Source organism: Thermoanaerobaculia bacterium (assembly GCA_035260525.1).
Lineage (GTDB): Bacteria > Acidobacteriota > Thermoanaerobaculia > UBA5066 > DATFVB01 > DATFVB01.
Genome location: DATFVB010000158.1, coordinates 1 through 9,531, shown reverse-complemented (window position 1 = coordinate 9,531; position 9,531 = coordinate 1). Strand labels below are relative to the sequence as shown.

Sequence of the window (9,531 nt, the reverse complement as noted above, 5' to 3'; positions counted from 1 at the left end):
CGCCGCCGAGCGCCGGCTTGACGACCCGCACCTCGTTCTCGCGGATGCCCAAGGCCTTCGCGAGGAGGCACTGGACGATGTAGGGCGTCTGCGTGCTCGACGTGAGGGCCACGCGCCCCTGTTCGTCGACGACCGCGAGCGTCGAGCAGGGCTCGAGGTAGGCGGGGCTCACGGCCTGGAGCTCGAAGGTGTCCTCGCGGACGTAGTCGCTGCGCGCGAACTGCTCGTCGAGATCTCCGTAGGAGATGTTCCTCGTGACGCTCACGTTCCCGGGCGTTCCCTCGTGGAGGATCGGGGCGCCCGCCCCCGTCGCGGCATCGATGTCGAAGACTCCGGGCCGCTCCTCGTACTCGACGCGGATGAGCGCGAGCGCTTCCTCGGCCGTATCGCGATCCACGGCCGCGACGGCGGCGACCTCGTCGCCGACGAAGCGCACGGTTTCCCTCGCGAGGGCCGTCTCGTCCTGCGTCGAAGGGACGAGGCGCCAGTTCCCGTAATTCACCTGGGGGAAATCCGCCGCGGTGACGACCGCGGCGACGCCCGGAAGCGCCTTCGCGCGGCTCGTGTCGATCGAGACGATCCGGGCATGGGGAACCGGGCTCCGGAGGAGCCGGCCGTGGAGCATCCCGGGAAGGGAGAAGTCGTCCGTGTATCGCGCCTCGCCCGTCGCCTTCTCCCAGGCGTCGACGCGCGGGACGCGCTTGCCGATCACCGAGAACTCGCTCACGCCCTCGCCCTTTCCGCCGCCTCGGCGAGCGCGCGCCGCGCGAGAACGGAGACCATGCGGCGCCGCCAGGCGGCCGTCGCGCGCACGTCGCTGATCGGTTTCGACTCGGCCGCCGCGGCCTCGCCGGCTTGTGCGAGGAGAGCGTCGTCCGGGACCCCGCCGCGCAGGACCTCCTCCGCTCGCGGCGCGCGCAGGGCGGTGGGACCGACCGCACCGAGGAAGATCCGCGCGCCGGCGATCCGGCCGTCCTCGAGCCGGACCATCGCCGCGACGGAAGCGGCGCTCATGTCCACTCTCGAACGGCCCGAGATGGAGCGGAACGCGAACGCCGCGCGCGGCGCCGGTGGCGGGACCCGGATCGCCGTCAGCAGCTCGCCCGCCGCGAGCGACGTGCGACCCGGTCCGAGGAAGAACTCCGAAAGCGGCAGCGAGCGCGACCCGGCGGGGCCTCCGATCTCGAGGCGAGCCTCCCGGGCGAGCAGGATCGGGGCGCTGTCGGCGCAGGGGGACGCGTTGCAGAGGTTGCCGGCGATCGTCCCCATGTTGCGGACCTGAACGGTGGCGAGCTGCGAGAGGGCATGGACCAGGGCCGGGTAGTGCGCCCGCACGTCGGGATGCTCCATCACCTCCGCGTGGCGGACGGCCGCGCCGATCGAGAGTCCCCGATCGGGATCGAACGTCAGGCCGCGGAGCTCCTCGACGTGGCGCAGCGAGACGACGGCCTCCGGCCGCAACGTTCCCCTGAGGAGCTTCGGGACGAGATCGGTGCCGCCCGCGAGCACCCGCGCACGATCTCCGTACCGGGAGAGGATCTCGAGTGTCTCCGCCAGGCTCCTCGGAGAGAGGAACTCGAAACGGGCGGCGGGCATGAGCCTACGACCTCCCGCCCGTGCCGCGCGCGGCGGCGTCGCGGATCGCCTCGACGATCTTCGCGTAGCCGGTGCAGCGGCAGAGGTTGCCCGAGAGACCGGCGCGGATTTCCGGCTCGGAGGGGCTCGGATTCTTCCCGAGCAGGAAGACGGCGGAGAGCTCCATCCCCGGCGTGCAAAAGCCGCACTGGATGGCTCCCTTCTCGATGAAGCTCTGCTGCACGGGATGCAGCCGCTCGCGTCCTGGCGCGAGCCCCTCGACCGTGACGATGTCGCACCCCTCCGCGTCCACGGCGAGGGTGAGGCAGGACACCACCGAACGGCCGTCGAGCAGGACGGTGCAGGCGCCGCAATCGCCGTCGCCGCACCCCTTCTTCGTTCCGGTCAGACGCAGGTCCTCGCGGAGCGCGTCGTTCAACGTCCGCCAGGGCGGCACCGCGATCTCGTGCTCCGCCCCGTTGACGCGGAGGGAGACGAGCCGCTTCTTCATCGCGCCTCCACCCGCGCGCGGACGTCGACCGCCATCGTGGCCTCGCCTGCCGGCCGCGCGATGACGGGGTTCAGGTCGAGCTCCCGGATTCGGGGATTGTCCGTCACGAGACGGCTCACCCGAAGAAGGAGGTCGACGAGAGCGGCGCGGTCGGCGCCGGGCTTTCCCCGCCCGGCCTCGAGGAGACGCGCCCCCCGGATCGAGCCGATCATCCTCTCCGCGTCCTGCGAAGCCATCGGGGCCAGACCGAAGACGACGTCGTTCACGGCTTCGACGAGGATACCGCCGAGACCGAACGCGACGGTGTGGCCGAGGTTCGCCACCGCGGCCGCGCCGACGAGGACCTCGGTCCCGGCCGGCGCCTGCTTCTGGACGACGAGCGACGGCGATCTCCGCGCGAACCGGTCGAGGAGATCGGCCGCCGCGGCGAGAACGTTGCTCCGGTCGCGCAGGTCGAGGACGACCGCGTCCTCGTCGCTGCGATGAACGAGATCCCGTGCGACCGCCTTCAGGACGACCGGGAACCCGATCCGCTCGGCCTCCGCCGCCGCCTCTTCCGGAGTCGCGGCGCTGCCCCACTCCGGGACCGGGATGCCGTACGACGACGCGAGCGCGAACGCCTCCGCGGGGTCGAGCCAGCCGCCTCCACGCGCGAGAGCGGACTCGACGGCCGCCCGGCCTCCGCTCTCGTCGACGCGCGAGAGCTCGACTCGGCCGGGTTCGTCCGTTCGCCGCATCATCTCGCCGGCGCGCGAGAGAGCGGCCGCCGCCCCGGCCGCCGCCTCCGGATGGTAGAAGGAGGGGATCCCCGCCGCTTCCAGGATCCGAACCACCTCTTCTCTCTCGGGGCTCGCCATCACGTTGGCGACGACCGGGATGCGCGCGCCGGCGCTCGCCGCCACGATCTCGCGCGCGACCGCCTCGCAGTCGACGAAGAAGGGCGTGATGAAGGAGACGAGGAGCGCGTCGTAGCCCGGATCCCCGAGGAGCGCGCGGATCGCCGCGCCGTACTCGCGCGCGGTCGCCGTCGCCATCATGTCCACCGGGTTGTGGAGCGAGGCGGTGGCGAAGAGCGACGCCCGAAGCTCCGCCTTCGTCCCGGCGGAGGGTTCCGGGAGGGAAAGTCCCCGGTTCACCGCCTCGTCCGTGGCGCAGATCGCGGGGCTTCCCGCGTTCGTCAGGACGGCGAGGCGCCGGCCCCGCGCCGCGGGCTGGCGGGAGAGGGCCGACGCCGCGTCGCAGAGCTCCCGGGTCGACCGCACGCGCACGATGCCGGCCGCCTCGAAGACGAGGTCCGCCGTGGCGTCCTCCTCGAGGAGCCCGCCCGTGTGCGAGGCGACCGCCTTCGCGCCCTCGCGGGTCGTGCCCGACTTCAAGGCGAGGACGGGCTTGCGCCGCGTGACGGCGCGGGCCACCTCGAGGAGACGGCGCGGATCGGGAATGCTCTCCACGTGGAGGACGATCACGCGAGCGCCGTCGTCGGCCCCGAAATACTCGAGGATTTCCGGCACGCTCACGTCGCAGGCGTTGCCGTTGGAGGCGTACATCCGCAGGCCGACGCCCCGCTCCTGGAGCTCGTTGTTGACCACTTCCCCGACGCCGCCGCCCTGGGCGACGATCGAGACGACCCCGGGCCGAACGCGCGCGAAGGTGAAGTTGGAGTAGAGCGGACAGGCGGGGTCCGTGCTGATCACGCCCTGGCAGTTGGGACCGAAGACGCGGATTCCGAGCTCGCGCGCCCGCTCTGCGAGCCGGCGCTCCCGATCCTCCCCCTCGCTCCCGACCTCGCGGAAGCCCGACGTGTTCACGATGACCGCCGCGACGCCCTTGTGCGCGCACTCCTCCAGCTGATCGAGCACCATCGCGCTCTTCACGATGATGTGGGCGAGATCGACGGGGCCGTCGATCTCGCGCAGGGTTCGGTAGGCGCGGAGGCCGTTCACGGCGCCGGCCGTCGGGTGCACCGGATAGACGGGGCCGGGAAACCCGTATGCCGCGAGGTTTTCCAGGATCCGGTGACCGATCGTGAGCTTCTGGGGCGAGGCGCCGATCACGGCGATCGCTCGGGGGTGGAAGAAGGCGTCGAGGCCGGCGAACCCGATCTTCTCCCGGCCGGCGGCGAGCGGGAGCGCGGTCATCGCGGGTCCGCGTCGTCGGAGCCGGACCCGTCGCGCGCCACGAGCGCGGCCCCGAACGCGCCGCAAGCCTGCGCATGCGCCGGCACGTCGACGGAGGTCCCGAGCACGTCGGCGAGGATCTCGGCGAAGAGAGGCAGGTGCTCCGCCACGCCGCCCGTCGCGATCACGGGGCCGACGACGTTCTCCCCTTCCGTCGCCTGCCGCGCGACCGAGCGCAGGGCGGCGTGGGCGAGGTCTTCCGGCTTCTCGCCGGCGCGGATCTTGGCCAGCACTTCGGTCGCCGCGAAGACCGTGCAGAAGCTGCCGAGGGAGACTTTCTTCGTGGAGCGGCGGGCGAGAGCGTCGAGCTCCGCGATCGGGACGTCGAGGCGGCGGGCCATCTCCTCGAGGAAGGCTCCCGTCCCCGCCGCGCACTTCCGGTTCATTCGGAAGCGCAGGCGCGCGCCGGCGCCGTCGAGAACGATCATCTTGGAGTCCTGCCCTCCCACGTCCACGACGGTCACCGCGCGCCGGGCCTGCTCGAACGCGCCCCGGGCGTGGCAGGCGATCTCGGTGCGCCGGTCGTCCGCGAACGGGACGTTGCGCCGCCCGTACCCGGTCGAGACGATCCGCCCGATGCGCCGGCGCGGGATCCCCGCGATCGCGAGGGCCTCGTCCAGGGTCCGGGAGGCGGCGCGCTCGAAATCGGCGCCCGACCGCGCGACGGCGGCGGCCCGCAGCACCCCGGCGCCATCGACGATCACGGCCTTCGTCGTCGTCGAGCCGACGTCGATCCCCGCGAAATAGCCGTTGGACTCAGGCATCGACCCGCTCGTCGAGCTGCTCGACGAAGGCTTCGATGTTGGTCGCCGTCTGCTCGTCGGAATAGAGGCGCAGGTCGTTGACGTCGCCCTGGAAGACGAGCGTCGGAATGCCGAGCGTCTTCGAGATCCGGCCCGGGAGCCCGTACCGGCTGTTCGAATTGTTGGGGCAGGTCTTCGCGTCGTGAAACACGATGCCGTCCACCGCGTACCGGCGCGCCATGCCGGCGAGCGTCTTCTCCTTCTCCTCCTCCGAGCGCACGATGAAGAGCTCGACGGCGGCTCGCGCCATCGAGCGGAACGGGTCCTTCGGGTCGAGGGCCTCGAAGATCCACGAGTGGCAGTAGGTCGAGGCGACGACGCAGGTCCGGAGCTCCCGGAAGAGATCCGAGAGCGCCCGAAGCCGCCCCCAGACCGGCATTCCGTCCCAGTAGAGGCGGCGGCGCTCGCCGGGCACGGCGGCGATTCCCCGTTCCGCGCGTTCGGTCAGCTCGGCGAGGAGAAGCCGATAGTAGGAGTTGGCCTCCTCCGTTCCGCGGGCGATCACCGCCGGCCCCATGTGAATCGCGCCGTCGAAGAAGGAAAGAGGCGACGGACGGCGGGCGCCCGTCTCGAGAATCGCCCCCCAGAGGCGGCTCGTTTCGCGGCTGGCGTCGACGACTTCCTCGAGGCGCGCGCCGTCGACCGAATGTCCCGCGATCTTCGCCAGCGGCTCGCAGAGCGCCCGGATCTGGCGCTCGACCGAATCGACGTGGGCGTCGGTGACCTCGCCGACGCCGCGGTGCGTCTGAATTCCGAGAACGGGCAGGCCCCAGCGGCGCCCGTAGAACGAGAACCAGTCCTGCACGTCGCGGCACTGGTTCGTGTTGTAGACGAGGACGTCGGGCTTCGGGACGCCGGAGACGCCGTAGGCGCCGGCGAGCGGCGTCTCGCCGGCCAGGAACGCGCCGACGTCCGACGTCAGGTACGAGCAGATGTCCGGCGAATACCCTTCGGCGATCGCGCGCGGGATGTGCCGGCCCGCCTGGCGCGTCGCGCCGAGCAAAGCCCCGTGGTTTTCCGGAAAGTAGACCTCGAACCCGAACGCCACGAGGAGCTCGACGGGGCCGACCGAGGTGCACCATGCCACGCGGCGTCCGGGATCCCGGGCCGCCGCGTCGAGCGAGCGGAAGCGGCGCTCCATCAAATCCTTCAGCGCCTGCGTCGCCGCGATCCGCGGAGCCTCGGCCATCGTTTCCTCTCCCGCCGCGGCCGCCGGCCGGCGGCCAATTCATGAATTGTAAGTCATGATAATATGAATCATTCGCATCACGCGACCGGAGGCGGCCATGGATGTCCAGCAGCTGCGGGCCGTAGTCGTCGGCGCGGGACCCGCCGGCGGGACCCTCGCGGCCTTCCTCATCCACGGCGGCCACGAAGTCGTCGTCGTCGACAATGCCCCGGATCTCGCTCCCCTCCTGCGGGAAAAGGGGCTGCGGGTGACGGGCGCGGCGGAGCTGACCGTCCCCGTGCGGCACGCCGTCCCGACTCTGGCCGCCGTCGAGGGGTGGGACCCGGACGTCATCATCGTGGCCACGAAGGCTCCGGTCGTCCCGGTCCTCTGCCCCGCTCTCGAGAGGGCGGCGGGGCCGTCCACGTTCCTCCTCGCCTACCAGAACGGCATCGACACCGAGGCGCCGCTCCTCGCCGCCTTCGGGGCGTCGCGGGTGGCCCGGGCGGTCGTCCGCTACGGCGCCAACCAGGTTGAGCCCGGGCATCTGCGCATGACCTTCTGGCACCGTCCCAACTTCGTCGGCGGCTTCTCGCCCGAGCTCTACCCGGCCTGTACCGGGCTGGCCGACGCCATGACCGCGTCCGGGCTCCCCACGCGAGCGACCCCCGACATCGTGACGCGGGTCTGGGAGAAGGCCATCGCCAACGCGATGAACTCTCTTTCAGCCGTCACGGGTCTGACGATCGGCGGGATCCTCGACATTCCCGTCTTGCGGCAGACTTTCGTGGACCTGCTGGTAGAACGCATCGCGATCGCGAAGGCTCACGGGATCGTGATCCGCGAAGGATTCCTCCACGACCTCGTCGTCTTCCACGAGAAGGCGCGCGAGCACATGCCCTCGAGCTACTCGGACGTGCAGCACGGGCTCCCGACCGAGGTGGACTGGATGGAGGGGAAGTTCGTCGACTATGCGCGCCGCGCCGGTCTCCCCGCCCCGATCGACCAGACGCTCCTGGCGCTCGTGAAGGGCCGGACGGCGGCGGGCGAGATCGAGCGCGCCATGGCGGCCGCCGCGGTGCCCGCGTGGAAGGCCGAGCCCCGGATCCCCGTTCCGGTCCACTGACCCACTCGCGAGTCGCTGCGGGAATCGTCAGCGATTGCGCGCCGCACCGGCGCGCTCGTCGATCGGATCGCGCTGAACACCTCGACCTGCTGCTCGTGCGCGATCGAAACCTTGGCCCACCGCGGTGCGGCGAAGTTCGCGCCATCCCTGCTCTAGACGACTGACGCAGCGAAAGCAGAAGCATCAACGAGGGGGGGTAGTGATCCTCCGGTCGAGTCGCTCGTGGACCAGTCGCAGGATCGCCTCGCGCTCCCGGTCCCCGGGCCGGTATGGGGGAGGTGGAAAACTGCGGAAATCGCTTCGCGATTCCCACAGCGCTGCCGTCGACACGTTCTTGGCGAGGCCGGGGGCCCTTCGCGGCGCGACGAAGTTTCGCGCGGTAACCGCGCGAAACGACTTGCGCCGCGGGAGCAGAAGCGTCGGCGAGGGGGTGGCGGCGGCGCGGTCGCGTCGCTCGTTCAGCGCTTCGGCCTTTTTCCACTCGGCGACTGTGTCCCTGCGATCCGAGCTCCGCGAGGTCGCAGCCATGACCCCCGGCGGGCCCGGGGCCCCGGAGCGGTCGAGGGCTCTTACCCGAGCCGCGCAGGCGCGTCGCGGAAAGTCTCCGCGAAGTAACCGAGCGGAGGAGGTCTGCGATGCGGGAGCATTTGCGATCCGAGCCCCGCGAGCGTCGCGAATGCGACGGTGGTTGGGGAGGAAGGATTCGAACCTTCAATAGGCGGCTCCAAAGGCCGCTGCCCTACCGTTAGGCGACTCCCCAGCAAACAACGATTCTAGCCCGAGGAGAGCGCACACGCCGCGTTAAGCGACCCTGTCGCTTCAACGCGGCGCCAGCTCTCAGGCGGCTCCCCAGCAGGATGTGATCTTACGCCGCGGCGCCTCTCACTTCGGCTGCTTGAAGACGACCGCGCCCTTCCTGTCGAAGAGGACGAGCGAGCCCTCCTGGGTGCGCATCTCCGCCCCGGAATTCGTCTCCTTCAGGGCGATCGTGCCGAGCGACGCGCGCAGCGTCCCATCCCCGTCGATCAGCTTGACCGCGGGCGAACCGTCGTCGGTGACTCCGGCCCGCACGCGCGCGCTCTCTTCCTTGTCGAAAATCGCGAGACCCGCGGATCCGTCGGCCAGGACTTCCATCGCCGCGCGCTTCTTCGCTCCGTCCGAGAGCTCGACGTGCGCGGAGCCGTCGCCCGCAGTCGACAGGCGAATGCGCGCATGCGCAGCGTCGTCGTCGAGGTGCGCCGTCGCCGCGCCGTCGCGGTCGAGCGCCATCCCCAGCCGGACGCGTTCCATCCGGTCGAGGAGCTCGAGCCGTGGCGTCCCGTCGTCGGCGACCCTCAGCCGGGCCCGGTTCTTGCCGGTCGAGTCCTTGAGCAGCAGCTGAGCCCCGGTCCGGTCCGCGGACAGCGAGCCGCGCAGCGCCCCGGTCGGGTCGGTCAGCCGCAGCTCCGTCGCCTGGAGGATCCGCACGTGCCCCGCCGACCGCGCGGACGCCAGCAGCAGCAGTGCGGCGCCGAGGCCCGCCGTCATCGCGCCGACCTTGAATCGCCGGTTTTGCCTTTCGAGCCGCGCCACCCGCGCGGCGATGTCGTCTCGATCCCCCATCGGGCACCTCCGCGAAAGATCTTACCGGAGCGACTGCATACGGCGGCGGTCCGCGTTCTCCTCCGGGTGCGGATAACGACCTTCAGACGATTTCAGTTGATCGCAACGACGAGGCGCGGCGAGACGCGAGCCCGGCGGGATGCGGGTCGCCCGGCGGCGGGTAAGGCGTACCGAGAGCGTACGTCGTCCCGCCGCCGGGCGGCACATGCCCGCTCCGCCTTCGCTGAAGCTTCGGCGCGACAAGTCGCAACGCCGGCAACGCCGCGAATCGAAGACCTCCGGCGATCAGTTATGACAACGACGAGGCGCGGCGAGACGCGAGCCCGGCGGGATGCGGGTCGCCCGGCGGCGGGTAAGGCGTACCGAGAGGGTACGTCGTCCCGCCGCCGGGCGGCACGCGCCCGCTCCGCCTTCGCTGAAGCTTCGGCGCGACAAGTCGCCGCGCCGGCAACGCCGCGAATCGAAGACCTCCGGCGATCAGTTATGACAACGACGAGGCGCGGCGAGACGCGAGCCCGGCGGGATGCGGGTCGCCCGGCGGCGGGTAAGGCGTACCGAGAGGGTACGTC

8 protein-coding genes and 1 tRNA gene are annotated in these 9,531 nt (G+C 71.2%); 1 reads left to right on the top strand and 8 read right to left on the bottom strand.

What is annotated here, in order from left to right; translation table 11 throughout:
• The 6 genes from VKH46_07675 to VKH46_07650 form a co-directional block, all read right to left on the bottom strand.
• Positions 1 to 727 (bottom strand): molybdopterin cofactor-binding domain-containing protein (locus VKH46_07675; protein HKB70707.1); only part of this gene is annotated, 727 nt, incomplete at its 3' end.
• Entirely contained in the window at positions 724 to 1,596 is an 873-nt protein-coding gene (locus tag VKH46_07670; GenBank protein HKB70706.1) for a xanthine dehydrogenase family protein subunit M, read from the bottom strand. The genes VKH46_07670 and VKH46_07675, both read right to left, overlap by 4 nt.
• A 4-nt stretch (positions 1,597 to 1,600) precedes the next feature.
• Positions 1,601 to 2,086, bottom strand: coding sequence for a (2Fe-2S)-binding protein (locus VKH46_07665; GenBank protein HKB70705.1), 486 nt, complete (start codon positions 2,084 to 2,086; stop codon positions 1,601 to 1,603).
• Positions 2,083 to 4,224: an acetate--CoA ligase family protein gene (locus VKH46_07660; protein HKB70704.1), complete on the bottom strand. Its 2,142-nt coding sequence runs from the start codon at positions 4,222 to 4,224 to the stop codon at positions 2,083 to 2,085. Before VKH46_07660 ends, VKH46_07665 begins: the two co-directional genes overlap by 4 nt.
• Positions 4,221 to 5,027 carry an acyl-CoA dehydratase activase gene (locus VKH46_07655; protein HKB70703.1) on the bottom strand — a complete coding sequence of 269 codons (807 nt, stop codon included), beginning with the start codon at positions 5,025 to 5,027 and terminating at the stop codon, positions 4,221 to 4,223. Before VKH46_07655 ends, VKH46_07660 begins: the two co-directional genes overlap by 4 nt.
• Positions 5,020 to 6,255: a 2-hydroxyacyl-CoA dehydratase family protein gene (locus tag VKH46_07650; GenBank protein ID HKB70702.1), complete on the bottom strand. Its 1,236-nt coding sequence runs from the start codon at positions 6,253 to 6,255 to the stop codon at positions 5,020 to 5,022. Before VKH46_07650 ends, VKH46_07655 begins: the two co-directional genes overlap by 8 nt.
• Before the next feature lie 97 nt (positions 6,256 to 6,352).
• On the opposite strand from VKH46_07650, the gene VKH46_07645 reads away from it, so the two are divergent.
• The gene (locus tag VKH46_07645) at positions 6,353 to 7,360 is read left to right on the top strand and encodes a 2-dehydropantoate 2-reductase (GenBank protein ID HKB70701.1); all 1,008 of its coding nucleotides are present in this window, start codon (positions 6,353 to 6,355) and stop codon (positions 7,358 to 7,360) included.
• A 685-nt stretch (positions 7,361 to 8,045) separates the two neighbouring features.
• Here VKH46_07645 and VKH46_07640 read toward each other — a convergent pair.
• Positions 8,046 to 8,120, bottom strand: a tRNA-Gln gene (locus VKH46_07640).
• 122 nt (positions 8,121 to 8,242) lie between these two features.
• Positions 8,243 to 8,962, bottom strand: a complete 720-nt coding sequence (locus VKH46_07635; protein HKB70700.1) for a hypothetical protein — start codon at positions 8,960 to 8,962, stop codon at positions 8,243 to 8,245.
• Positions 8,963 to 9,531 lie beyond the last annotated feature (569 nt).